At 61.1% G+C, this 25,613-nt stretch carries 18 protein-coding genes and 1 pseudogene; 8 read left to right on the top strand and 11 right to left on the bottom strand.

Annotated features, from left to right (window positions below; genetic code table 11):
• Window positions 1–15: 15 nt before the first annotated feature.
• Window positions 16–1,821 carry a peptide-N4-asparagine amidase gene (locus tag HDE79_RS00440; protein WP_184599964.1) on the top strand — a complete coding sequence of 602 codons (1,806 nt, stop codon included), beginning with the start codon at window positions 16–18 and terminating at the stop codon, window positions 1,819–1,821.
• A 174-nt stretch (window positions 1,822–1,995) separates the two neighbouring features.
• Window positions 1,996–2,520 carry a hypothetical protein gene (locus HDE79_RS00435; protein WP_184599963.1) on the top strand — a complete coding sequence of 175 codons (525 nt, stop codon included), beginning with the start codon at window positions 1,996–1,998 and terminating at the stop codon, window positions 2,518–2,520.
• Between the two features lie 39 nt (window positions 2,521–2,559).
• Here HDE79_RS00435 and HDE79_RS00430 read toward each other — a convergent pair.
• The 3 genes and pseudogenes from HDE79_RS00430 to HDE79_RS00420 all read right to left on the bottom strand — a co-directional run bounded on the left by HDE79_RS00430 (window position 2,560) and on the right by HDE79_RS00420 (window position 5,228).
• A pseudogene (locus HDE79_RS00430) lies at window positions 2,560–2,903 on the bottom strand (phosphotyrosine protein phosphatase).
• The gene (locus HDE79_RS00425; RefSeq protein ID WP_184599962.1) at window positions 2,903–3,439 is read right to left on the bottom strand and encodes a gamma carbonic anhydrase family protein; all 537 of its coding nucleotides are present in this window, start codon (window positions 3,437–3,439) and stop codon (window positions 2,903–2,905) included. The pseudogene HDE79_RS00430 and the gene HDE79_RS00425 overlap by 1 nt, the downstream one beginning before the upstream one ends.
• 55 nt (window positions 3,440–3,494) lie before the next feature.
• Window positions 3,495–5,228 carry a patatin-like phospholipase family protein gene (locus HDE79_RS00420; protein WP_255488196.1) on the bottom strand — a complete coding sequence of 578 codons (1,734 nt, stop codon included), beginning with the start codon at window positions 5,226–5,228 and terminating at the stop codon, window positions 3,495–3,497.
• A 206-nt stretch (window positions 5,229–5,434) separates the two neighbouring features.
• On the opposite strand from HDE79_RS00420, the gene HDE79_RS00415 reads away from it, so the two are divergent.
• On the top strand, window positions 5,435–7,492 hold the full coding sequence (locus tag HDE79_RS00415; protein WP_184599960.1) for a M3 family metallopeptidase: 2,058 nt from the start codon (window positions 5,435–5,437) through the stop codon (window positions 7,490–7,492).
• A 114-nt stretch (window positions 7,493–7,606) separates the two neighbouring features.
• On the opposite strand, the gene HDE79_RS00410 is transcribed toward HDE79_RS00415, so the two are convergent.
• A complete protein-coding gene (locus HDE79_RS00410) occupies window positions 7,607–7,816 on the bottom strand; it encodes a cold-shock protein (RefSeq protein ID WP_007809889.1) in 210 nt (69 codons plus the stop codon).
• Window positions 7,817–8,165: 349 nt separating this feature from the next.
• On the opposite strand from HDE79_RS00410, the gene xth reads away from it, so the two are divergent.
• The 5 genes from xth (at window position 8,166) to HDE79_RS00385 (ending at window position 13,389) form a co-directional block, all read left to right on the top strand.
• The gene (gene xth, locus HDE79_RS00405; protein ID WP_184599959.1) at window positions 8,166–8,948 is read left to right on the top strand and encodes an exodeoxyribonuclease III; all 783 of its coding nucleotides are present in this window, start codon (window positions 8,166–8,168) and stop codon (window positions 8,946–8,948) included.
• On the top strand, window positions 8,945–9,622 hold the full coding sequence (locus HDE79_RS00400; RefSeq protein ID WP_184599958.1) for a YecA family protein: 678 nt from the start codon (window positions 8,945–8,947) through the stop codon (window positions 9,620–9,622). Before xth ends, HDE79_RS00400 begins: the two co-directional genes overlap by 4 nt.
• 68 nt (window positions 9,623–9,690) lie before the next feature.
• Window positions 9,691–11,475 (top strand): zinc ribbon domain-containing protein, encoded by a 1,785-nt coding sequence (locus HDE79_RS00395; protein WP_184599957.1) that lies wholly within the window; start codon window positions 9,691–9,693, stop codon window positions 11,473–11,475.
• Window positions 11,476–11,524: 49 nt separating this feature from the next.
• On the top strand, window positions 11,525–12,430 hold the full coding sequence (locus HDE79_RS00390) for a hypothetical protein (RefSeq protein ID WP_184599956.1): 906 nt from the start codon (window positions 11,525–11,527) through the stop codon (window positions 12,428–12,430).
• A 125-nt stretch (window positions 12,431–12,555) separates the two neighbouring features.
• Window positions 12,556–13,389: a pirin family protein gene (locus HDE79_RS00385; RefSeq protein ID WP_184599955.1), complete on the top strand. Its 834-nt coding sequence runs from the start codon at window positions 12,556–12,558 to the stop codon at window positions 13,387–13,389.
• 49 nt (window positions 13,390–13,438) lie between these two features.
• Here HDE79_RS00385 and HDE79_RS00380 read toward each other — a convergent pair whose 3' ends face one another.
• From HDE79_RS00380 to HDE79_RS00350, 7 genes are all read right to left on the bottom strand, one after another.
• Window positions 13,439–16,327: a discoidin domain-containing protein gene (locus HDE79_RS00380; protein WP_255488195.1), complete on the bottom strand. Its 2,889-nt coding sequence runs from the start codon at window positions 16,325–16,327 to the stop codon at window positions 13,439–13,441.
• Between the two features lie 4 nt (window positions 16,328–16,331).
• Window positions 16,332–17,153 (bottom strand): carbohydrate ABC transporter permease, encoded by an 822-nt coding sequence (locus HDE79_RS00375; RefSeq protein ID WP_184599954.1) that lies wholly within the window; start codon window positions 17,151–17,153, stop codon window positions 16,332–16,334.
• Window positions 17,150–18,034: a sugar ABC transporter permease gene (locus HDE79_RS00370; RefSeq protein WP_184599953.1), complete on the bottom strand. Its 885-nt coding sequence runs from the start codon at window positions 18,032–18,034 to the stop codon at window positions 17,150–17,152. Before HDE79_RS00370 ends, HDE79_RS00375 begins: the two co-directional genes overlap by 4 nt.
• A gap of 10 nt (window positions 18,035–18,044) precedes the next feature.
• Window positions 18,045–19,280: a sugar ABC transporter substrate-binding protein gene (locus HDE79_RS00365; protein ID WP_184601042.1), complete on the bottom strand. Its 1,236-nt coding sequence runs from the start codon at window positions 19,278–19,280 to the stop codon at window positions 18,045–18,047.
• An 83-nt stretch (window positions 19,281–19,363) separates the two neighbouring features.
• On the bottom strand, window positions 19,364–20,833 hold the full coding sequence (locus HDE79_RS00360; RefSeq protein WP_184599952.1) for a glucoamylase family protein: 1,470 nt from the start codon (window positions 20,831–20,833) through the stop codon (window positions 19,364–19,366).
• Between the two features lie 89 nt (window positions 20,834–20,922).
• Window positions 20,923–22,443 carry a tryptophan halogenase family protein gene (locus HDE79_RS00355; protein WP_184599951.1) on the bottom strand — a complete coding sequence of 507 codons (1,521 nt, stop codon included), beginning with the start codon at window positions 22,441–22,443 and terminating at the stop codon, window positions 20,923–20,925.
• Window positions 22,444–22,554: 111 nt separating this feature from the next.
• The gene (locus tag HDE79_RS00350) at window positions 22,555–25,596 is read right to left on the bottom strand and encodes a TonB-dependent receptor (RefSeq protein WP_184599950.1); all 3,042 of its coding nucleotides are present in this window, start codon (window positions 25,594–25,596) and stop codon (window positions 22,555–22,557) included.
• Window positions 25,597–25,613: the final 17 nt, after the last annotated feature.

The raw sequence follows: 25,613 nt of genomic DNA, 5'->3' as shown, positions 1-25,613 counted from the left end.
CGCGGGGATTCACGCATGTTGCCGAAAGGGTTCTTTCATCGTCGCGTTGTACTGACCGCTGGATTGGCCCTTGGGCTGGCCGGTAGTGCCTTTGCTGCGGCCGCCGGCAATACGGCGACCAACAAAGCGCCATCGAGCACCAGTCCGGTCGGCTCGACCAATGTCACCGTGGCTGATCCCACCGTGCCGCGGCCACCGGGCACACCTTGCGCGGTGCAGCTTTTCAGCGGCGTGGCGTTCAACGATTTCAACCCGCGGCCCTACGCCTATGCGCCGCCCGCCGGCTGCGGCACGCGCTGGTCAAAGGTGGTGCTGGAGGCGGATTTCTCGGTGACTGCCGGGCGCCAGTTCGATCGCACTGCCACGCTGTGGTTGGGCGGGGTGAATCTTTATTTCGGTACCACCGAAGAACCATCGTCCACGGTGGCGCCAAGCTGGCACGTCGAGCGCGACCTCACCGACTACAGCGCGCTGTTGCGTCAGGCCGGTAACGGCCAGGCGCTCATCGGCAATGTGGTCAACAGCACATATACCGGTGTCATTTACGGCAGCGCACGGCTGCTGTTTTATCCCGCCTCAATACTGGCACCCGCGGCGCATGCGCCCGATACCGTGGTCCCGCTTGGCAGTGATCCCGTCGGCAACACGGTTTCGCTGGCGACCCCGACCAGCCAGTTGAGCAAGTCACTGAGCCTGCCGACCAATGTCGAGCGTGCTTATCTCGACGTGTTTGTGCAGAGCCAGAATGCTGACGAGTTCTGGTACACCTGCGTGCCAGACCAGTATGCGGCTGAAGTACAGGAATGCGGCGGCGGCAATTTCCGTGAAGCGGAAATCAGTATTGACGGTCAGCCTGCCGGCGTGGCGCCGGTGTATCCGTGGATCTACAGCGGCGGCATTGATCCGTACCTGTGGCGGCCCACGACTGGTGTGCAGACACTGAACTTCATGCCGTACCGGGTCGATCTCACACCGTTCGCGGGTGTGCTGAGCAACGGCGCGGCGCATCAAGTCGCGGTGAACGTGGCTGGCGCCAACAATTATTTCTCGGCCACCGCCAGCCTGCTGCTCTATCTCGATCCGCATGCGAAAACGGTCACCGGCCAGATCGAGCGCAACACGCTGGTCGGCCAGCCGCCCACGCCGACGATCGGCGACACGCTCACCACGGACTCCTCCGGCAATATCACCGGTGCGATTACCACCCAACTCAGCCGGCATTTCATCATTGCTGGTTATGCCAACACTTCACACGGTCGCGTGGACAGTACCGTGGATCAGACGGTGGGCTTTGGCGACATCCAGACCTTCACCATCAACGCCACAACCTATCGCCAGGTGACCGATCAGCAGACTTCGTCCGACGGCGTCAGTCAGAGCACGGTCGGCGGATTCGTGACCGGCAAGTACAGCGAGCACGTGCGCTACCCGCTGCACCTGGATGTCAACGAAGTGATTGCGGCCGATGGCAGTTTCACGCTGGCCACAGTCGCGCATCAGGGCGATGAAAAAAACCTTGCGCACCAGCTGTTCGGCATCACGCTATATTCGGCCAAGGTCAGCAATACGGTCGATAGTGATGACACGCTGGCCTTTGACGCCAGCGGCAACCTCACCTCGCACAGCAATCAGCAGAGCACGCAGACTTTCGCGTTCAATGATTCCCTGGGTGGCTGCTACCGCACCGATGTCGGCAGCTTCAGTGGTGCGGTGTCGAGCTACGCCACTGGCACCGGTTGCCCGGGGCAGCAGAATCGCCTGTTCTGGTTCACTCATCCGGATGGATCGCCGGAGAACGGCAATGCGGTGCTCGGCTGGTAATGATCGCGAGCCGATAACCATGACCTTCGCCGTCTTTTGGCGGCCAAGGTCATAGTCCGCGCTCAATGCTCCGTCACGGCGCTGACATATGGCGCGTTTATGGTGACGACCGCTTCCGCCAAAGCGCCCGGCTCCGGGTGTCTTCGCGCGCGGTACGATTAATGCGCGAGTCTCATGCCTTTTTCTGTTTCTGCTGCGCCGTCTCGACGCGGACTCTTTTTTGCCGCTGCTTTCGTTCTGATTCTCGTGGCGGGAGGCATCGGCTGGTACGTCCATACGACGGGCACGGCCAAACCGGATTCGTCCGACGCATCCGCCGCAACGACCAATGCCGGCGGCGAGGACATCCTGTTGGGTCTGGCGAAAGCGGCAGTGAGCGAACACCGGCTGGTGGCGCCTGCGGGGAGCAATGCGTACGAGTTCTACCTCAGCGTGCTCCAGCTCGATCCACACAACCCGATGGTACCGGACCACCTGAGTGCGCTTTTCGCGGACGCCTGCAACGATGTGGAGCGCGCCATCAATGCGCGCGATGTCGACGAGGCGCAGCGAGAGCTTTCCCTGCTGCGCGACTACGACAGCAACAATTACAAGCTGGCGCTGTTGGGCAGCAAGCTCAGCGCGCAGCGCATGGTCATGACGCGTGAGCATGAAGCGCAAGCCGCTGTGATCCAGGCGCAATCTGAAAGTACGCGCTAGCTGCTTTTTCGAACGGTTTTCCATACCGGCGTTGCCTGTTCAGCGCAGCAGCGGCCCTGCCTTGCGCAATAGCAGTTCGACCAGCTCGGGTTGCATGAAGGCGTAGTCGTCGCGAATATCCAGCACCACGATGCGTTTGCCTTTCAGACGCGTGCGATGGCGCATCAGCAAGCGTCGGCGATGCGCCGATTCCATCACGAGAATCAGGTTCGCCCAATCAAGCTGTTCTACCGACAGCAGCGTGTCCGCGTCGTCGGCGAGGCCGGCCGATCGGTTTCCATATTATTGGTTTCCACATTCGGCCATGCCGTAAATACCTGCTCGGCGGTTGGGCTGCGCAGCCGGTTGCGACTGCACAGAAACAGTACGCGGTGCACAGGCATCAGCTGGCGGCCAGATACTCGTCTTTCAGCCGCACGTAGTGGTCAGCCGAGTAATGCAGCTGCTCGATCTGCGTGTCGCTGAGCAGCCGCACGAACTTGGCCGGATTGCCCAGCCACAGCTCGCGCTCGCCGACGACCTTGCCTGGCGGAATCACGCTGCCGGCACCGACGAAGCCGTATTTTTTTATCGTGGCGCCGTCGAGCACGGTGGAGCCCATGCCGATCAGACAGAAGTCCTCGATCGTGCAGGCATGGATCACGGCGCCGTGACCCACGGTCACGTCCTCGCCAATGATAGTCGGGAAGCCGCCAGGCGAATACGGGCCGTCGTGGGTGACATGCACGATGGTGCCGTCCTGCACATTGCTGCGTGCACCGACGCGGATGTAATGCACATCGCCGCGCAGTACCACGCCAGGCCAGATCGATACGTCGTCACCGAGTATCACGTCACCGATCACGGTCGCGGCGGGATCAACGTAGACGCGTTCGCCGAGCGTCGGCGAAATGCCTTTGTATTTGCGTAAGGAGTTCATTGGCCCATTCTAAGCGACTCGCGTCGTGCCGATCGGCGATGCGCCATTACCGCGGTTATTCGTTGTACGGTGTTTCTTTTGCCGACTTCGTGCCCGCTTCCAGCACCTCGATCGCATGCCGGTAGCCAGAGTCGATCGCGCGCTGCCAGTCCTTCCAATCGAGCATGCCGATATGGTCCAGTGGCGGCGTGAACAGCAGCTGGGCCTGTGCGCGACGGCGCAAGCTGGCTTCCTCGCCGTTGACCATGCCGGCGCGGACCAGGGTGGAAACCAGTCCCGGTCGCCGCACCGTTTTGTTTTGCAGCAACACTCGCCACCACGGTGGGCTGGACGATTCCTCGACATTGGTTCGCAGCGCAATATCGGCCTGTACGTCCAGCGCGGTGATGTGCGCGATGCCGTCGGCAGCCATCACGTCGGTGGGCAGGTTGTTGACCAGCGCACCATCGACATGCACTTCGCCCTTTTGAAGCACCGGCGGCAGCACGCCGGGTATCGCGCTGGACGCACGCAGCCACAGCCACAGCGGCCCGTGCCGGTGTACCGCCTGTCCGCCGCCGGATAACCGGGTCGACACGCAGAAGTAGGGCAGATGCAGATCTTCGATATCCAGTACGCCGAACGTGCGACGCAGCATGCGCGAGGCGTGGTGGCCGCGGGTCAGCGCCAGCAGCGGCACCGTCCAGTCCGACAGCGGGCGTCCTTCGACGAAGGCGCGCCGAAAGATCTCGGTCATCGTCTCGATATCCCAGCCGTTTGCCACGCCGGCGCCGAGGATCGCGCCGATGCTGGTGCCACCCACGGCATCGAACGCATGCCCTGCTTCACGCAGTGCACGCAGCGCGCCCAGATGGGCCAGCCCGCGTGCGCCGCCGCCGGCCAGCACCAGTCCGCGGCCGTGGCCGCTGACCAGTCGCGCCAACCGCACGATGTCGGTGTGGCCGCAGATATGGTGATGCTGCAGCTCGCCGCTGAATACGGCACGCCAGCGCTGCGCCGCGCCCAGCGCCACCTGATGGCCCGCGTGCAGCAGGATCAGATGCCGTGGCCGATGTCGCACGCGAGCCGCATGCACCGGCATCATGGTCGGCCAATCGCGTGCCGGCTGTGCGGCCAGTGCCGGCAGCAGCAGCACATCGGCCTGGCGCAGGCAGCGCTCGCGCCAGAGGTCGTCGTCGGGCCAGCTCTTGTTGGATCTATCGCCATGCGGCACGTCCAGATAGATCACGAATCGGTGCTGCGCCTCGTGCGCGGCAAACCAGTCGCTACCGCGTCCGCGACCCAGTTCGGCGTCGATCACCAGACAGTTGCCGTAGCTTTCCAGCGCCATCATCAGCTGCATGGTCAGCGCGCGGACGGGCACACCACCATCCAGTGGCAGCACGGCAAAGGTACGTGGCAGGCCCGGTGCTTCTTCACCGCGCTCGCGCCGCTGCAGACGCTCGATGGCCGTGCGCGCCACACCCAGCAGCGCCTGCGGATGCATCCCCAGTACGCGCTCGAACGCAGCTCGATCGAGTCGCAACAACTCGCTGTCACGCAACGCGCGGACCATGCGTTCGCGTGTCTCGCCACCCAGCAGGCTGATCTCGCCGACGCTTTCCCCGGCGCTCACCAGATGCCGCAACACGCTGGGGCTGTCGAACACGCCGAGGCTGCCGCTTTTTACCAGATACAGCGCGTCGGCCGGTTCGCCCGGTTTGAACAGCGGTCGCCCGCCGGGCAGGCCGAACCACACCAGCTCATCACCCAACGCCTGCAGCGCTGCTGGCGGCAGCTGCGCGAACATGGTGCTGGCTTGCAACAGTTGTCTGACATCCGTTCGCCACATGGCGAGGATGTTACGGGGCCAATCATGACAATACGGCGCAACCGGGGGCTCAGCGGCGTGCGTTATTCAATCATCCGGTGCACTGCGTGCGGCTTTGTTGTGCTTGATTTCACGCGCTGTCGTCGCCACGCTGCAGGTCTTGAGGAAACTTGCATGAGATGCGCATGAACCAGGCCAACCCGCTGCTCGCCGACGATACCCTGCCGGCGTTTTCCCGGATTCTTCCCGAGCACGTCGAACCGGCGATCGATGCACTACTGGCCGACTATCGTGACGATATCGCTGCGCTGACCGCGCCCGATGCACCACGCGATTTCGCCACCGTGATGCTGACCCAGGAGCGGCTGGAACAGCGGCTTTCCCGCGCCTGGGCGCCGGTTGGCCATCTGCATTCTGTGGCCGACAGCGAAGCGTTGCGCAAGGTCTACGGACCGGCCGAAGAGAAGCTCACCGACCACGCCATCGAACTGGGCCAGAACCGCGAACTCTACGCGGCGGTGCAGGCGCTGGCCGACGCACCGGATTTCGCCCAACTCCCAACACCCGAACGGGCGTTGGTCGAGCATTCACTGCGTGACTTCAAGCTTTCCGGCGTGGCGCTGGAGGAACCGGCGCGCTCGCGCTATCGCGAGATCGGCGTCGAGTTGTCCAAACTCTCCACCGAATTCTCCAACGCGGTGCTGGACGCCAGCGAAGCGTGGCAAGAACACGTAACCGACGAACGCGATCTGGCCGGCATCCCCGAATCCGGTCGCGCGGTATTGCGTCAGTACGCCGAGGACCAGAAGCTCACCGGTTATCTGGTCACGCTGAAACAACCCAGCGTGCAGGCGGTGCTCGGCTATGCCGACAATCGAGGCCTGCGCGAGCGTGTGTACTGGGCCTACCAGACGCGCGCTTCGGATCAGGGCCCGAATGCCGGCAAGTTCGACAACTCCGAACGCATCGAAAAGATCATGGCGCTGCGCCACGAGTCAGCTCAGCTGATCGGCTTCCGTAATGCGGCAGAGGAATCGCTGGCCACCAAGATGGCCGCTTCGCCGACCGAGGTGATGGAATTTCTGCACGATCTGGTCGCACGCGCCAAGCCCATAGCGCAGCATGAGCTGGCCACCCTGCGCGAATTCGCCCGCAACGATCTGAAGCTTGAAAATCTCGAACCCTGGGACGTTGGCTATGCCTCCGAAAAGCTGCGCCAGCAGCAGTTTGCGCTGGACGAGGAACAGCTCAAGCCATACTTTCCGCTGCCGGCGGTCATCGATGGGCTGTTCGAGCTCACCAGCAAGCTTTACGGAATCACACTGGCAGTGCGCGACGATGTCGATGTGTGGAATCCTGACGTGCGCTACTACGATGTGCGCGATGCCGATGGCCGCGTGTTTGCGGGGGCCTACATCGATCTTTACGCCCGCAATGGCAAGCGTGGTGGTGCGTGGATGGACGTCTGCCGCGCCCGCTTCGACGATGGTGAACAGCGGCAGTTGCCGGTAGCGTTTCTCACCTGCAACTTCCCACCGCCGACCGGCGGCAAGCCCGCACTGCTCACCCACGACGATGTGCTCACGCTGTTCCACGAATTCGGCCACGGGCTGCATCACCTGCTCACCGAAATCGCCCTGCCTTCGATCGGTGGCATCGATGGTGTCGAGTGGGATGCGGTCGAGTTGCCCAGCCAATTCATGGAAAACTTCGGTTGGAACCGCGAGGCGCTGGACCTGTTTGCCCGCCACTACGAAACGGGCGAACGGCTGCCCGACGAACTGTTCGAGCGCATGCTCGCTGCGCGCTATTTCCAGGCCGGCCTGTTCCTGGTGCGTCAGCTCGAATTCGCGTTGTTCGATTTCACCCTGCATCTGGAATACGACCCGGCCGAAGGCGCCCGCACGATGGGCGTGCTGGACGAGGTGCGCAAGCAGGTTGCCGTACTCTATCCGCCCGCATGGCAACGCTTTCCGCACGGTTTCAGTCACGTGTTCGCCGGTGGTTATGCCGCAGGCTATTACAGCTATTTGTGGGCCGAGCTGCTGTCTGCCGACGCCTTCGGTGCGTTCGAGGAACAGGCGGAGAAAGGTGGCAGTGCCATTCACCGCGCCACCGGCGATCACTTCCGCCGGGAAGTGTTGTCCGTCGGCGCCAGTCGCCCGGCGCTGGAAAGCTTTATCGCCTTCCGCGGCCGCAAGCCGCAGCCGGAGGCGCTGTTGCGCAGTCACGGTTTGACGTGATGTCGATCATCCGTCACGGCGTTGGCCGCGAGCCGAGCCTTGGCGGCCGGCTTTCATCCAGACGAAAAAAAGCCCGCCGAAGCGGGCTTTTCAAATCACTCAAGTCCGAAGGACTTAGGCAACCTGGACTTCTTCAGCCTGCAGGCCTTTCTGGCCCTTGGTGACTACGAACGTGACGCGCTGACCTTCCTGCAGGGACTTGAAGCCCGTGCCCTGGATCGCGCGGAAATGCACGAACAGGTCATCACCGCTTTCCGGCGTGATGAAGCCAAAACCTTTGGCGTCGTTGAACCACTTGACTGTACCGCTCTGACGATCCGACATGTAACATTACCTTTGAAGCAGTGATGGTTTGCGGCTCGGAGCGAATAGCACTTTACCGCAGTATGAGCAGGAACCTTGAGGTTTTCCCGAGGTCTTGCTTGCCCAGCATACACCGTAATTCCGGCGTTTCGCCAGTTTTGACCTCAAATAGCGCGAATTAGCCCCGTTTGGCGGCTTCGCTCCGCAGTTTTCTGGGCTCCAGTGCTGCCGCCGCGCCTTTCGGCAATCAGCCAGAGCCTTTGGAACGGTGCGCAATGGGGTACGCCGTTTTCAAATTCGCCGCGCCACCGTCTGACGAAACAGACAGGGCCGGTAAGGCGCGCTTCAGTCCTTCGCTTACAATACGGCCATGAAAATCGCTTCATGGAACGTCAACTCGCTGAAGGTGCGTCTGCCTCATCTGACCCAATGGCTGGCCGACGCGCAGCCGGACATCGTGGCGCTGCAGGAAACCAAGCTGGAAGACGGCAAGTTTCCGGTCGATGAGCTGGCAGCGGTCGGCTATCGCGCGGTATTTTCCGGGCAGAAAACCTATAACGGTGTGGCGATTCTGACCCGCGAGCAAACCTGCGGCGCACCCAGCGATATCGTCACCGACATTCCGGGGCTGGATGATCCGCAGCGGCGGATTCTGGCCGCCACCGTCGGCGACCTGCGCGTGGTCGATCTCTATGTCGTCAACGGCAAGGCCGTCGGCGACGAGAAATACGCCTACAAACTGGATTGGCTGGCGAAGGTGCGAGATTTTCTCGAAGACGAACTGGTGCGTCATCCCCAACTGATCGTGCTGGGCGATTTCAATATCTGCCCGGACGATCGCGATGTCTACGACCCGATTGCGTGGGGAGAGGACATTCTGTGCTCGCCGCCGGAGCGCGCCGGGCTGCAGGCGATCACCGCGCTGGGCCTGCACGACAGCTTTCGCCTGTTCGAAGCCGACGCCGGCCATTTCAGCTGGTGGGATTACCGGCAGGCCGGATTCCGCCGCAATCTTGGCCTGCGTATTGACCTGATCCTCATCAGCGATACTCTGAAATCGATAGCGAAGGCCGCCACCATCGACCGCGAACCGCGACGCTGGGAGCGCCCCTCCGACCACACGCCGGTGCTGCTGGAACTGGATACGAAATGACGACAAAGACCGAATGGCCCAGCTCGCTGGACGATAACGAACTGGACGAGCTGGACCGCTACCTGCGCGCCCACACTGGCGAGGGTGATCTGTTGCTCGACGGCGTGCACGGCTTGCTGAGCGCGCTCGCCGTTGGCCCGCTGCTGGTGCTGCCGGAGGAGTGGCTGCCTGAAGTTCTGCACGAGCCCTTTGCCGACGAGGACGAAGGCAATCGCGTGCTCGCCCTGCTGGCCAAGCTCAACGATTCGATCAGCGCCGAACTTGACGTCGACGCCTACGAACCGATTCTTGGCGAAGTCGAGCTGGAAACCGGGCCGATGCTTTCCGCCGCCGGCTGGTGCGAGGGCTTCAGCCGCGGCATCGACCTGCGCGCCAGCCTGTGGGAAAACCGGCTGTCTGAAGATCCACAGCTGATGGAATTGCTCGGCCCGGTGATGGCGCTGGCGGTGGACGAAGGCATTCTCAGCGCGGACACCGAGTTCGAAAAACTCAGCGACGACGAATACGACGAATGCCTGTCGCAGGTACCCGCCGTGCTGGGTGCAGTGAATCAGTACTGGCAGGCCAAGCCCGCCACCGAGGCAGAAGTGGAAGCGATGGTGCAGCCGGTGCCCGAAAGCAAGGACGACGACAGCACGCCGCCGCGCCAGCGTAGCGGCCACTGGGTACACTGATTTCGCGCCATTGCACCCGTCGATTCGCCGGAACGTAGTGATCCAGACCGTATTGATTGGGAAGATCCATGGCTTATGAATACGGTTCCAGCGCCAAAGGGCTGGATTTCCCCAACCCGTTCAGGGTCGAGAATGTTTTCCGCTTCATTGCCGCGGCGGTTCTGATCGGCGGTGGCCTGATCGCAATTTTCCAGGGCCGCAGTGGCCTCTACGCACACATCGGTGGCTGGGCGCTGGCGCCGATCCTTGTCGGCGTGGCGATGTTGGCAGCGGGTATCCAGCATGCGGCAGTCGGGCTCAGCCGGCTGCGTTTTTTCTTCGGTCGCGGCAAGCCCGCGGGACTGGCCGGTGAACTGGCGGATGCACAACTGGGCGAACTGGCCGGTGCTGTCGCACTGAAGTCCACCATCCGTGGCGGTGCGATCTCGGTCGCTGAGCCGACCGGCGCGTTGAATGGCCTGCTTTACAGTTTGGTGCGTCCGTTGATCTGGGCACCGCAGCGCATCCAGTGGGTAGCACAGCGGTTGTTCCGCACCGGTCTGACCCTCGCCGTGGTGCTGCTCGGCTTGCTGGTGTCGCTGCTTGGCGTGCTTGGCGAAAAAGACATGGTCTGGCTTGGCCTGTTCTTTTTCATCTATGCCGCTGCCTTGTTGCTGAAACCACTGGAAAGCGGCGACCAGGCCAGCACGCATCTGGGTTCGGCCGGACTCATCGTCTTGGTGCTGGTGGCCATACTCGCGCCGGTACTGATCCACAGCATCTCATCCGCGTTGCCGAATCTCGGCGGGGTCGATCTCAGTGGGCAGGCGCTGCTTCTGCTGGTGTGTGCGTTGGCTTCGGTGCTCGTGTTCTTCGTCGCCGTGCTGCGCCAGATGGCGGCGCCGCCGCAGACCACCATGGCCTGCGAACTAGCGACCATTTCAATGAACGCGCCGCCGAACCAGATTCTGGTCGAGCTCGATCGGGAAATGCAGCGCAACTGGATCGAGCAGATTCCCAATCGCCGCTATGCCCGCTACGTGCCGCAAACCCCCGGCGACAACGGCACCTTCCACGGCGAGCTGCTGGAGGAAACGCAGCCGATGCCACGCGATGACATGCGTACCGTCAGCTTCTCGCACGCACTGGCCGAGCCGCGTTATCGCTGGCTGACCGTGCTCAGCGCGCTCGGCGTGCTGTACACCGTGATCGGTTCGATTGCGCTGCTGCTGTTCACGCATCAGGTCACGATGGGCGAGATCGCACCGGCGCTGTGGAAATACGTCTGCTTTGCCGGCGGCATGTTTTCGCTGGCGCTGTTCTGTCTGCGTGCCGGGCATGTTTTATGGGCGCGGTTCGACTTTGTCTCGCGCATGACCTGGGTCGAAATCGATGGAACCTTCCAGCGTTCGCATACGGCGGTCGGCGCGCAGTTCACCGATCGCGTGCGCACCGAGAAAGACATCGTCAGCGTCAACGACATGACCTTGCGCGTATGGGTGGCCGAAGTGGATTCAGTGACCTTTGGCAGCGAGTCGGAACGACGCATCGTCGGCTTGCGCGGTCTCATCGATCGCGCCAGCGCTCTGCGCCAGCAGCTGGAAAATTTTGCCAGCGATCAAAGCAGTGTCGACATGCCGACTTCGCGCCGCGATGTCGAAAAGATCGCTGCGCTGGGCGCGATGAACCAGTTGGCCGGCCGGCCCGTAGCGCCAGAAGCGTTGCTCAAGGCGCTGGACGGGGCCGCTTCCTCATCTGCCAGTGCGTCGTCGATCGCGCCGAAGCCACCGGCATTCTGCCACGCCTGTGGCACGGCGACCTCACTTGGCGCGCGTTTTTGCGCCAGTTGTGGAAAGGCGTTGAGGAATAGTTGAGGAACGCTTGCAACCCATTCATTTCGGGCGCTAGTTGAAGGGAATCATCATGTCGCAGAATCTTTTGAACGTGGTGGCTATTTTTGTCTGTGCGGCCATCGCGCATCTATTGCCCGAGACGACCCTGCTCGGGGCTTACGCCATTCTTGGCCCGGCACATTACTTGACCGAGATTTCCTGGTTGCATGACAGGCGATACTTCGTGGGGCGTCCCTGGTTATTGATCGTGGCAGCGTACGCCGCGTTGGTGATTATGCTTGTGCGGCCCCACACGCCACCGGCAGACGGCGCGCTGTTTGCCCTTCTAGGGGGGCTGATCGCTGCCGGAATCGGTATGCCATTTATCGTAACTGTACTCGTTGCCGTCACGTCGGCCGTTGTGGGTGTCGCGGGTGCCATTCTCGGCTGGGTATTTGTTGCAGCCATCGCAATACTCGTCCCGACGCTCATACATGTCTTCGCCTTCACGACCATGTTCATGCTAACGGGAGCGACACGTGGACGCCGGATGGTGGATTGGTTGCCGGTGATGGCATTGACGTTCGCCGCGGCAAGTTTTGTGCTGGTGCCAACCATGGACCTCGGCCGTGGCGCGTTCATGACGATCGCGGTGCAAGGTTTCTCTCGTTTATTTGCGCAATTATCCGTGCCCGGCCATAGCGTCGAATTGCGGGTTGTTGGTTTTTTGGGATTTGCCTACTCCTACCACTATGTAAACTGGTTTTTAAAAACCGGTTTATTGGGTTGGCACCGCGTGTCGCTGGGACGGCTCGTTCTGTTGGTGAGTACTTGGGTGCTGGTGATGTTTGCCTATACTGAAAATATTCTATTGGGTTTGCTCGTCAGCCTGCCACTGAGCCTGGGCCATGTGCTGCTGGAGCTTCCGCTGAATGTGCTGACGGCGCGCCGACTTGTGACAGCTTCGTTTTCCCGCAGTCGCCTGTCTGTGCCGTGATCTGCGAGCTCGCGGCTGAAGCGCGAACTGGTTGGTTTCCAGAAACAATGCGTTTCGGTCAGACAGCTTTGCATTTGGATGCTTTGCATCCATCTTGATCGTCAAGTCCTCACCGGAGAACAAAGATGACCGATCGCCATATCATCCGCCGCATCCGCGGCATGGATACGTCCGACGGCGCGGGCGTGAAGTTGAAGCGCATCATCGGCCAGCCGGGGCTCGACATGCTCGATCCTTTCCTGCTGCTGGACGAATTTCGCTCCGATCAGGCGGGCGACTACATCGCCGGTTTTCCGGAGCATCCGCATCGCGGCTTCGAGACGGTGACTTACATGCTCGCCGGCAACATGTTGCACAAAGACAACCACGGCAATAGTGGTGATCTGACGTCCGGTAGCGTGCAGTGGATGACGGCGGGTCGCGGCATCCTGCATTCGGAAATGCCGCAGCAGGAGAATGGCTTGATGTGGGGCTTCCAGCTCTGGGTGAACCTGCCGGCGAAGGACAAGATGACTGCGCCACGCTATCAGGACATCGCGCCGGAGCGGATCCCGGTTGTGCATCCGGCCGAAGGCGTTGAAGTGCGCGTGCTGGCCGGCGAACTGGCTGGCGCCACAGGTCCGGTCGAAGGCATTGCGACTGATCCGGTCTATCTGGATGTGAGCCTGAAAGCAGGCGCGTCGCTGACGCTGGATCTGCCAAAAGGTCATCACGGTTTTGCCTACGTGTTCGACGGTGAGGCCGCGCTGGTTGGTGGTGAGCAGCTCACGCGCAGCGAGCTGGGCGTGTTTTCCGACGGCGACTCTATTCAGTTGAAGGGTGGCGACAAACCATCGCGCCTGATCGTCGTCGCCGGTCGCCCGTTGAATGAACCTGTCGCGCGCTACGGTCCCTTCGTGATGAACACGCAAGCGCAGATTCACGAAGCGATTGCGGACTTTCGCGCCGGCAAGTTTTGAGGTCTGCGCCTTCCATATTGGAATTGGAAGGCGCATTCGGTCACAACACTCAGCGTGGTCGTTTGATGCTTAGTGTGGCGGGTAAGGCGCGAATGATGATTTCGTTGTTGTGCCAGGTCATTGGCTTGCCATTGAGCAGAGCAGTCGCGGGCGGCTTGCCGGGATAAGGCCATGGCAACGCGAAGCCGCCCGGCGGGATGCCTAATCCGCTTTTGATCTGTAGCTCCAACTTTGTGCCATTTTCGTGCAGCGTGTAACTGAGTTCGCCGTAAGGCGTGCGCAAACGCTCGATCCCAACGCCTTTGCCTGTCAGCCATGCTGGCGGGATGCCTGCGGCGAGTACCAGCGCATGGTCGGCGTCCCGCTCATACGCAAACATGTCGTACGCCGAGCGCATGAAATCGGAGGCAATCCATGCGTGCGGCATGTCGCCGACGAAATGCGGCTGGCGTGGATCGTGGCCTACCACTTCGGCCCACTGGTTCCAGGTGGCTGGCCGGCGACCCTCGAAGAAAAACGCCAGCAGTTGCGGCACCCGATCGCGCCAGCCCAGTCGCACGAAGCTGGCGATCGTGCGCACCTCGTACGGCGTGTAGTCGGTCCAAGGTGTGCTGCCGTCACGACGGGCCAGGAAGCCCAGCCAGTAGCGTTCGAAAGTCTGCGGCAACAGGTTTGGCGGCAACCAGTCCATCGCGTCACCCGGTGACAAGGCGATGGTGCTCGAGGTCGCGTCGAAATCGCCCAGCTCGGCGGAGCCGGGCAGATAGTCGATCCGATGCTGCTGCATCGCGAGCAGAATCGACGCCTTGAAATCGGTTTGGAACTGGTCGCGTGACGTCGCGTATTTCGCGGCTTCGTCGGTCTTGCCCAGCGCGGTGGCCAGCTGCACGGCATCGTCGTAACCGATCAGCGACCAGAAATCATCCCAGTACGAGTGTTCCGGCTTGGTCGAATAGCCTTCGTGGCTGATCGAGGCCGGCATCAAACCGTAGAGCGAACGGCGCACACCGGTTTGATTCGTGCTGCTGCGTTCGCTGTTCCGCAACGCATCCATGTAGGCAACGGTACGTTCGACATGCGGCCACAGTTTTTCCAGTCCGGCGCGATCGTGGCTGTAACGCCACCACTGCGCGATGGCGAAGATCAGCTCGCCCTGGCTGTCGTTCTCCGGCACTGGATCGGAGCCACGCGCATCGACACAGCAGGGCACCTTGCCGGTATGGAACTGATGCGGCGCATACCAGCGCACGAAGTCACCCGCCGCGTCGGCGTGACCGCTACGCAGCAGCGCCTCGCTCATCATGGCGCCATCGCGTACCCACGTGCGCGCATACGAACGCGTGCCCGGCTGCAACGCCACACCATCACGCGACATCAGAATCTGCGCCAGCGCACTGCGCGCCGTATCGGCAATCGCCTGCTGCGACGGCGGTAGCTGAAGCGTTACGCGATCCAGCTTTTCGCGCCATGCCACCGTTGCTAGATCGTACTGTTGCTGCAGCCAGTGTTGCGTATCCTTTGGCAACACGAGCGTCTGCTGCCTGCCAGCACCGTCAAGGTTGGGCACCACCAGGCCCAGGGTGATGCTGCCGCGTGGTGGCACGGTCACCTTGTACAGCAGAGCACCTTGCGCAAAACCTGAGTCGTCGTGAAGCGAGTCGTCGTGAAGTGAGCCATCGTTAGACGATTCGATCTGCGGGTGTGCACCGCTCGCTAGTTGTTCGGGCAGCGTGATGGCGCCATGCGGACTGGCGACGAAGCTTCCCGGCTGCTGCAACGGCACGATCTGCAGGGAGTGATTCACACGCAGCGCATGGCCGCTCCATTCAAGATCATGGATCGGACTGATGCCCGCCGTCATGTTGAGGAACTGCGTCGGCGGGTTCACCTGGAATGGCCGCACCAGCAATGCCATCGTCAACGTTCGTGGCTTTTCGCCGTCATTACGTAGTTGGTATCGAAGAAACAACCTGGGCTCATTTGGCGAGCCACTGGCGAAGGTGGTGGCTTCCAGACTGAGACTGTTCGCCTGCCAGCGCACTGTCGGTATGGGTAAATAGCCGTCTAAAAGCCATTGTGAGGTTTTCACAGTGGCCCAGTCGATAGTGCTGCGACCATCGAACAGCATCGGCTCGATCGACCAGCCGCCCTTGCCTACCTCCACCGCGCCATCTTCGGACATCAGCGCCGAATGCGCCGCGCCACCATCAACGCCGACCAGGGTCCAGTAGCTCTGTTCGCCGCTGATGCCGCGCGGATACAGGCCGCGCGGCGCGCGTTGTGCCCGCTGCATCAACGGTGTGCTAGCCGAGATGTCTGTCGGTACCGGTTGTTTCGGTACGGACGTGTCCGGCAGCGGTGTCAGTTGCAGGTCGCTTACGCACAGCTCACCCTTGCCACCGTGGCCAGCGTAGACGGTGAATTCCAGCGCATTGGTCTGCCGCAGGGTCCGATCCTTGGCAGGTCCCCACGCCGAGACGATAGCGCGCTTGCCCGCGGTGATCGTTTGCCAGGCGTTGTCTGGCTGGAACGCTTCGCGTCGATACCACCAGACATTGTCACCGCTGGCATCGATCAGCTTCATCTGTAGATCGTTCGGCGCCATGGTGCCACGCACGTCGAATGACAGCGCATAGTCGGCGGGGAAAACTATCGGCAGCGTGCGGTGCAGCGTGGCTGCGCCGGACACGCCATTGAAATTGAAATCCAGGCACAGCCCCTTGCCGGTCTTGCCATCGATCGTTCGCATCGACGTGCTGATGTCGTCCGTGCCGGTTGCCGTCCAGAGGCCTGGATCGCTGAAAGTATCGAGCAATCTGGCTTGTGGCGTATCAACGGCATGCACGGTGATGGCGAAGCAGAGTAGCGCCGACGCAGGCAGAATGCCGACGGTTGTGCGAAGAGCGCGACGTAGCGCGTTGGCATGGCGATGAACCATCATCTCAACCCTTCACGCTACCCAGCAGCAGGCCTTCGAGGTAATAGCGCTGCATGGCCAGGAACAACACCAGTACCGGCAGCACGGTAACGACCGAGCCGGCCATCATCAGCTCGCTGTCCTGCGAATGCTCGCGTGCCAGCGAGGCCAGGCCGATCGGCAGCGTGTAATGTTCCTGCCCGGTCAGCACGATCAGCGGCCACATGAAGTCGTTCCACGCGGCGAGAAAACTGAAGATCGCCAGCGTCACCATGATCGGCTTCAGCAGCGGCATCACGATCTGCAAAAAGATGCGCCACTCGCCGGCGCCATCGATGCGTGCGGCTTCCATCAGCTCGTCGGGAATGCCGCGCGCGTACTGGCGCACCAGGAAGATACCGAACACGGTGGCCATGCCCGGCACGATCACGCCGGCATAGCTGTTGACCAGGCCGATGTATTTCAGCAACAGGAACAGCGGCAGCATGGCCACCTGTGCGGGAATCACCAGCGCACCAATCAGTCCCTGAAACAGCCGCTCGCGCCCGGCAAAACGCAGCTTGGCAAAGGCGTAACCGGCCATTAGATTGAATGACAGCGACAGCAGCGTGATGCCGGTGGACACCAGCAGACTGTTGAGCAGATAGGTGCCCATGCCGGCATGCACGAACAGCTCACGATAGTTGCCCAGCGTGGCGTGCGCGGGTAGCAGAGGTGGCGGCAGCGAGCTGGCTTCACCGGGCTGCATGAAGGACACCGACAGCATCCACAACAGCGGGAACAGCGCGATCACCGCGCCGCCGATCAGCAGGCCGTTGATCAATGCCTTGGCCATGCGCGGGTTCATGCGTCAGCTCCTTCGCCGCGTTTGGACAGCCGCAACATCAATGCCGTCACCGCAAACATGATCACGAACAGCAGGAACGCTACAGCGGATGCCGAACCGAGGTTCCACCACTTGAAGCCTTCTTCGTACATCAGGTACAGCACGCTCGTCGTGCTCTGCAGCGGCCCACCCTCGGTCATCACGTAGGGCTCGGCAAACAGCTGGAAATAGCCGGATACAGTGAGTATGCTCACCATCAATAAAGTCGGTCCGAGCATGGGCAGCGTGATGTGGCGAAACTGCTGCCACGCCGAGGCGCCGTCGATGCGCGCGGCCTCGTACAGGTCGATTGGAATCGCCTGCAGGCCGGCCAGGAAGATGATCATGTTGTAGCCGAAGTTCTTCCACACCGCGAACAGGATGATCGTCGGCATCGCCCAGTGCGGGTCGCCCAGCCAGTCGATTGGATGGACGCCGAAATGGCCGAGCGCATAATTGGCCATGCCGTACTTGGTGTTGAACAGGTAGCGCCAGATCACCGCCATCGCCACTACCGTAGTCACCACCGGCGCGAACAGCGCCGTGCGGAAGAACGGTTTCATCTTCGCCAGCGGCGAGTTCAGCAACATCGCCGCGCCCAGCGAGGCGCCCATCGACAGCGGTACGCCGATGGCTACGAAATACACCGTGTGCCCCAGTGCTGACCAGAACAGCGGCCGTTGCAGCAGCAGCCAGTAATTGCTCAGCGCCACGAAACGCAGATTGTGGATATTGGCCAGTGCGTAGATGTCGTAGTCGGTGAGGCTTAGCGCCAGCGCCGCAATCACCGGCAGCAAAAAGAACAGGCCGAGCACGATCAGCGCCGGTGCAAGGAATAGCCAAGCCACGCGCTGCCTATTCATCGGACAAGTCTCATCGAGCGTCGCTCCGTTGCGGGTGGTCGAGCATCCAGCGGCGTTTTTCGAGAATGGCATCGGCGCGCTGGTCAAGCTTTGCTGTGGCCTGATCGATGGTGAGTTCACCGGCGATGGCCTGCGCGGCAACCACCTGCATTTCGGTAGCTATACGTTCCCATTCCGGTACCGGTGGCGTGGGCTTCATGCGCTCCATCTGCTCGCGGAACGCGTGTGCCTTCGGATCGTCGCGCAAGCTAGGGCCCTCCCACGACGAGCGCCGCGGCGGCATATCGCCCAGCAGATCGTATAAGCGCTGCTGCACCGTGGGCTGCGACAGATATTCGATCAGGGTCCACGCCGCTTGCTTGTGCGTCGAGGTACGGAAGATCACCAGACTGGAGCCGCCGGCTACCGATGCGCCGGGACCGTTCTCGCCGGGCAATGGCATCGTCGACCAGTCGCCCTGCTCAGCGGCCGGCAGCCGCGAGCGAAATTCGCCGATATTCCACGGACCGGACAGATAGAATGCGTACACACCGCGGCCGAACTCTGACCACGGATTACCGGCTTCCACATTGGTGATCGCCGGTGCCTGATGCAGCTTGAAGGTATCCACATAAAACGTGAGCACCCGCTTGAAGCCGGCACTCTCGAAATTGCCGTAGCGGCCGCCATCGCGCAGCAGCGGTTCGGGCGACTGCAACGCCAGCGCCATCAGCGGCTCATATTCGTTGGTCGGCAGCAGGATGCCGTAGCGGTGCTGCGTCGGGTTGCTGAGTGCGCCAAGCATGGTTCGCCACTGCGCCCAATCCTGCGGTGGCTTGTCGAAGCCGGCCTGCTTCAGCAGATCGGTGCGATAGAACAGGATGCGTGTGTCCACATACCAAGGCACGCCGTACAGCGTGCCGTCGATGATGTTGGTCGACCAGATGCTGGGGAAGTAGTCGTCGCGCTTTACCACGCCCGAGTGGTCAACGTGCGACTGCAGCGGTTCCAGCGCATTCAGCGCCACCATTTCTGGTAGCCAGGTATTGCCGAGCTGGGTCAGGTCCGGCGTCGAGTTGCCGGCGAAGGCGGTCAGCAGCTTCTGGTGCGCCGCGGTCAACGGCAGCTGCTGCACCTTGACGTGGATATCGGGATGCAGACGCTCGAAATCCGGCAGCAGCTTGATGATCGCCTCGCCTTCGCGACCAATCGTCCACAGGATCAGCTGATGATCGTCCGCGGGCGCCTTTGCACAGCTACCTAGCAGGCTGCTGCCCGCAAGCACGCATACGGCTAACAGGACGCGAAACACGCTGCGCTTCGGCAAAGTACCGGATGGGCGATGGCGATTCACGGCGCCGCTTTCTCCGCATCTAGCCAGCCGCCGCTGAAGCCCGCACGTTCGAGCCCTTTGCGAATGTAAGGATTCTTCTTCATCACCTGCCACACAAAACCGCTGCGCCAGTTCTCCGTCATCAACACGATCGGCCCTTGGTCGATGCCCAGCTGTTCGGTATCAAACCAGCCTTGGCCGGGTAGCAGTTGTCCGGTGCGTGTTTCGGTCTTCGTATGGAAGGTGGGGTTGAACGCGTCGACGAAGCCGAAGTTGTTATAGACGCGCTTGCCGTAACGCCGCTGCATTTCCTGCAGTGCGGGCACCACGATCTCCGGTGCAAAGGCGATCGATCCGGCGGCGGCCGTCGGTGCAATGGTGCCGTCGTCGCTGATGTAATCGAGGCCGGCGCCGCGTGCGGTGTAGCCGTAATATGTGCGTTCGCCACCGGCGTCGCCTTTCACCACGAAACCACCGGGGCCGTTGCTGGCAGTCAGACCCCAGATGTTTTTGCCGTAATCATTCCAGTGGCCCGGATTGGCGATGGCGTAGGCCTGCTGCGAGTAAGTCGCACGGCGGCTGTTCTCGAAATAGTCGAGATCGTGTGCGTGGTTCCACGCATCGCGAATGCCGCGGAAGTCGATCCACGACTGGCTGTACTGGTGGCCGAACAGCGGTGCGAAGTTCAGCAGCTGCTGTCCCTGGAACTTGCCCCATTGCCGATCATAGGTAGATGTCCACGCCGACCACGCATCACTACCGACGGCATGTGTGGGCGAACCGAGCGCCAGCACATAGATCAGCATACCCTCGTTGTAGCCCTCCCAATCGTGCGGAATGAACTGCCCGCCCGGTGTCCAGCCCATATTGATCAGCGGACGACGCGGCTGTGCCCAGGTCCAGTCGACGCGGCGATAGATGTCATCCGCCAGCCGGCGGATTTCCTTTTCCTTCGGCACATCGCGGTCGTAGTACGACTGCGCAAACAGGATGCCGCCCAGCAGCAGTGACGTATCTACAGTGGATACCTCGACCCAGCGTGCCTCGCGTTTGCCGGTCTGCATGTTGAGGAAGTGATAGAAAAACCCGTGGAAGCCGGTGGCATCGTCTTCGCTGTCGTTCTGCGGCGCATCCTTGAAAAAGCGCAGCGTGACCAGCGTTCGTTGGATCGCCTGTTCGCGGGTGATGTAGCCGCGTTCCACGCCGATGCCGTAAGCGGTTAGCCCGAAGCCGACCGATGCGATGCTGGCAAACGAATCGGCTGGGTAGTGATCCGGTATCAGGCCATTGACGGGGTTGGCGCTTTGCCAGAACCAGTCAAAGCTGCGTTTTTCGATATCCGCCAGCATCGCCTGCTGTGATTTCGGCAGAGCAGCGTAACCGTTAGGAAGATCTCTCGCGGCAAGCGGTGCTGCACAGCTTGTGCCGACAACCAGTAGCGAGACAAGAAGTTTTGTAACCAGACTGCGAATCAGTTTTTTTGCCATCGTCAACATGCTCGATGTTGTTACGGGGGAGGGGAAGCGTTTTGCCAATCCACTGCGCTGAATGTTTCTTCAGCGCGTTGTCTCTACGGCTAGAAGTTGACCTTGGGTGCGGTGCAGTGCCGATCGATGAAGGCCTGATGCGTCGGCATCGCATCGACGCAGCTGGATATCACGTGCTGGACACTTGTCATGAATTTCTGCAGATCGTCCAGCGGCATCTGGTCGACCATCGGATGGTAGCTCTGCGGCATGATTCCCTGGCCGATCATCACCTGTACCCAGCTCACGCTGGCGAACATCTCCTCGGCATTGCGGAAGAAGCGGCCACTGTCTTTGAACAGGCGAACGTTCTCCTGCAGCGATTCGGGAATGTCCATCGTGCGGCAGTAGTTCCAGAAGGGTGTGTCGTTGCGCTGGGTGCTCCAGTAATGCAGGATCAGAAAATCACGGATGCGTTCGAACTCGAATGTGGACTGCGCGTTGTAGCGATCGATCAGCGTCGCGCTGAAATCGCGTTCGGGCAGCAGGCTGATCAGTCGTGCGATACCGGACTGGATCAGGTAGATGCTGGTCGATTCCAGCGGCTCCATGAAGCCGCTGGCCAACCCGAGTGAGACGACATTTTTATTCCACGCTTTCTTGCGCATGCCGGTGGTGAAGCGCAGTGGCCGTGGCTCGCTCAGCGCGCGGCCGTCAAGATTCTTTAGCAGAGTGACGGCAGCTTCGTCGTCGCTGATGTGCGCGCTGGAATATACGTAGCCGTTGCCGGTGCGATGCTGCAGTGGAATACGCCACTGCCAGCCGGCAGTGCGCGCGGTGGAGCGTGTATACGGTGTCGGCGGCCCGACGTTTTCACAGGGCACGGCCAGCGCACGATCACACGGCAGCCAGTGGGTGAAGTCGGTATAGCCGGTGTGCAGCGCCTGCTCGATCAACAGACCACGGAAGCCCGAGCAATCGATGAACAGGTCGGCCTCGATGCGTTCGCCATTTTCCAGCGTTACCGCATCGACAAATCCATCGTGCGGGCGCAACTCGACACTCGCGATCTTGCCCTCAGTGCGCTGCACACCGCGTTGTTCGGCATAGCCGCGCAGGAATCTCGCGTACAAGCCGGCATCGAAATGGTAGGCGTAGGCGATATCCGCCAATGGCGAACCGGCCGGTACGTCGGTCGCCGATGGCATGAACTTGCCGCGTGGCGCTGCCACCGTATTCAGTGAATAGGTACCGATATCTGCGGCGAAGCCCTGCTGCGCTGCCTTGATCCAGAACTGGTGAAACGGCAGCAGGCTAACGTCGTGGCCGATTGTGCCAAAGCCGTGGATATACGAATCGCCTAGCCGACCCCAATCGTTGAACTGGATGCCGAGCTTGAACGTCCCCTGGGTCTGCTTGATGAACTCGATATCGTCGATACCGAGCAGATCATTGAACAGTTTCAGATGCGGTACGGTCGCTTCGCCTACGCCGACCGTGCCGATCTCCTCGGACTCCACCAGCCGGATCGCATAGTCGCGACCCAGTATCTTGGAAAACGCCGCGGCGGCCATCCAGCCGGCGGTACCGCCGCCGACAATGAGAATGTTCTTGATGCGTTCGTCAGTCATTGGAATTCGTACGCAGTCGCAAGGTTGCACAAAACAAAGCCCGCTGGAGGCGGGCTTTGGGGGACGTCTGTATCCCGATCCCGATATTTATCCGAGCCTATCCAGGGCAAATCAGAAATTGATGCCTACGGAAAGTTTCAGAGTACGGGGATAACCGGTGATCTCACCGATCGGGTTGTAGATCACCGGCACCCTGTTCAACACACCGTTGGTACCGAAGGTTTCAATGTATTGGGTGTAGTTGTCCCAGTTGAACACGTTGATCAGATCCAGGCGGACGTATCCTCCGATACCGCCGCCGAACGTGAAGTTCTTCGTGGCCTGCAGATCGATGTCGCGGTAACCGAAGAATTTGCCGCCGATCAGGAAGCGTCCCGTGCTGGGCGGCGCAATCGACACCGATCGACACCCACCGCCGTTGAAACCGTTGCCGTCCTGGTTGGTGGGCGTCGCGCCATAGCAAGCCAGGTTGAGATCGGGAATCGGCGTGGACAGCGTTAGCTTGGAGCCGAACACGAAACCCCAGGGACCGTCGATGGTGCCGGTAGCCACCAGCCGATGCTTGGAGACACCTGAGCCGGTATACGGATAGTTGCCGATGGTTTCATAGTCGAACGCGTACTGGTCAGTCGGGTCGATATTGTCGTTGTTCTGCAGCGCGTGGGTGTAGGTATAGGCAAAGGTGGCACCCCAGCCGGATTCCTTGGTGTAAGGCTTTTCAGCGGATAGCAGCACCTGGGTGGTCTTGGTTTCCAGGCCATTGTTGCCGATGATCAGGCTGCCGAATCCGGGGATGCCGTTGCCCCAGGGCTGGCTGCCGTTCTCCCAGAAGGCACCGTTTGGATAGCGGTTGCCAAGCGTGAAGACCAGACCGTCATAGCTGCGCACACTGGCAATCGCGGCACTCGTATTCCAGTCGCCAACCTTGTTGCGCATGCCGATGCTGATCTGGTCGGAATATGGCGCCTTGAGGTTGTTGGTGATCAGGTCGACTTCTTTGCCAGCGGTTGTTCCAGCGACCAGGCCCTGCAGCGTGGCAATGTTGTAGTAAGCGGGATTCCACGCGTAACAGGAGTTCTGACCAACGACGCAGGGTTTGTCAGGCGTGTTGAAGTTCAGCGTCGGCTGCGACAACACCGACTTGGTCTGCTCGACTTGCAGTGATTCATAGAGGTCACGATCGTACGAACGACCGATGCCGCCGAAGATCACATGCGCCTCGTCACCGTTGAGATCGTAGGAAAAGCCCAGGCGCGGCTGGAACTCGTTTTTCGGCGCGCTGCGATTGCTACCGGTGCTGATGTAATCGTTTACATTAACGCCGCCTTTAGCCAGTGTCTGGGCATACGTTTGGCCGGCGGGTGCGTTGGGGTCCTGACTGTTGAAGGCCGCGATCACATTTGCAGGAGTGACATAGTCGAGATAGGAAGGTGTTTTCTCGTAATCCCAGCGGATGCCAAGGTTCAAGGTCAGCTTGTCGTTGACCGCCCAGTCGTCCTGGATATAGGTGCCGAACTGCTTGTCTGAGCTCTTCGCGATCGGACTCAAGCCGGGCGTCGGCGAACCGAACTGCACTTGATACGGAATGCTCTCGGTGCCGTTGTTCTGGGTGACGGCGTAGTTGTAGAGCGCGTTGCTATCACCGGCATCTTGCGCCGTCAGCTTCACCGCCTTGTACTTCACGCCCATCTTGATGACATGGTCACCATGCCATTCGAAGTCGTTAAAGGTCAGGTCGTCCTGCAGTGCCGGTCCCTTCTGGCCCTTGTTCTGCTGAGCCGTTGGCGAGTTGCCGGTGAACAGGATGGTCTGGTTCTGGTTCTCCTGCTCTACATAGGCGCTGCCATCACCCGTATACAAAGGGGTCGGCGTGTAGAACGCGTTTTCGTAGGTGGCCTGCAGTCGATTGAACCAGCTGTCGGTGCTGTGATCCCAGCGGATGTCGAAGCGCTTGTCGAAGTTTTTGGTGTTGAGTGCCGCGGTAGCCGCGGTATCGCCGCCAATCCCGCTGATCGAGCTTTCATCGCGGTACTTGCCGCTGATCTCGAAGCGGTCGCGGTCGGTCGGCTCGAAGTCGATCTTGCCGAACCAGTCGTTTTCCTTGAACGGCAGGCTGGCAGGGCCGAGCAGACTCTGCACGCTTGCCGGCAGCTGGCTGATGTAGGAAGCGTCGCCGGCAGGAACCACGGTGGTCGGGCTATTGAATTCCTTGCCTTCGTACGCGATGAAGAAGTGCGCCAAGTCCTTCACGATAGGACCGCCCAGATCGAAGCCGTAATCCTTTTCATGTGAGGACGTTTTCTTGTCGGCGGCCTGCTCGGCCGGTGTTTCTGCGCGCATGGCCGTGTCGGTGAAACTACTGAGTACGTCACCGTGGAATTCATTGGTTCCGGATTTGGTTTCAGCCGTGACCGCGGCGCTCGAAATCTGGTCGTACTCGGCCTTGTAGTTGGAGGTGATGACCTTGTACTCGCCGACGGCCAGTTGCGGGAACGGATTGCCTTGGCTGGCGTTCTGGCCGGTGATTCCGCCGGATAGCACATAGTTTTTCTGACCGACGCCGTCGATATACACGTTGATCGCGCTGCTGGCCTGGGCGCCAGCACGCAGGCTGGTGGTGCCGTCCGCGCTCCGGGTGAACACCATGCCTGGCACGACGTCGGCAAATTCGAGGAAATTACGCGAAGCCTGCGGTGTGGTGTTGATCTGGTGCAGCGAGACCGTGGTACCCACTTCGGACGTCTTCACTTCACGCAGATCGGTCGCGGAAACCGTCACACCATTGAGGTTGGTCGCGTTGGTCACTGATGGCGCTCCCGCCGTTGCAGGCGCGGCAGTCAAGTCGAGCGTGGCCGTTGAGGCCACGCTTAGCGTGACCGTTCTTTCGGTGCCCGGCCCTGCATCCACTTGATAAGTGCCGGGTGGCAAGCCAACCAGGGCGTAACTGCCATCGGTACTGGCTTTGGTGCGTCGCACGGCACCGGTGGAGATTTGCTTGGCGGTTATCACGGCGCTGGCGGCGGCGTGCCCTCGCAGATTGGCGTCGGCGCTGGCGGCGACCGAAATATTTGGAGTACCTGCAGCAACCGCTGCCACTGATGCAGTGATGAGGCTGGCGAGCAATTTCTTTTTGAAGCGTGTTGACGTTTTCATGATTCCCCTCCCCGGGC

Origin of the sequence: Rhodanobacter sp. MP1X3 (assembly GCF_014207165.1) — a bacterium.
GTDB lineage: Bacteria > Pseudomonadota > Gammaproteobacteria > Xanthomonadales > Rhodanobacteraceae > Rhodanobacter.
The sequence above is the reverse complement of the archived record's forward strand: the minus strand, read 5'-3'. Positions and strand labels throughout refer to the sequence as shown.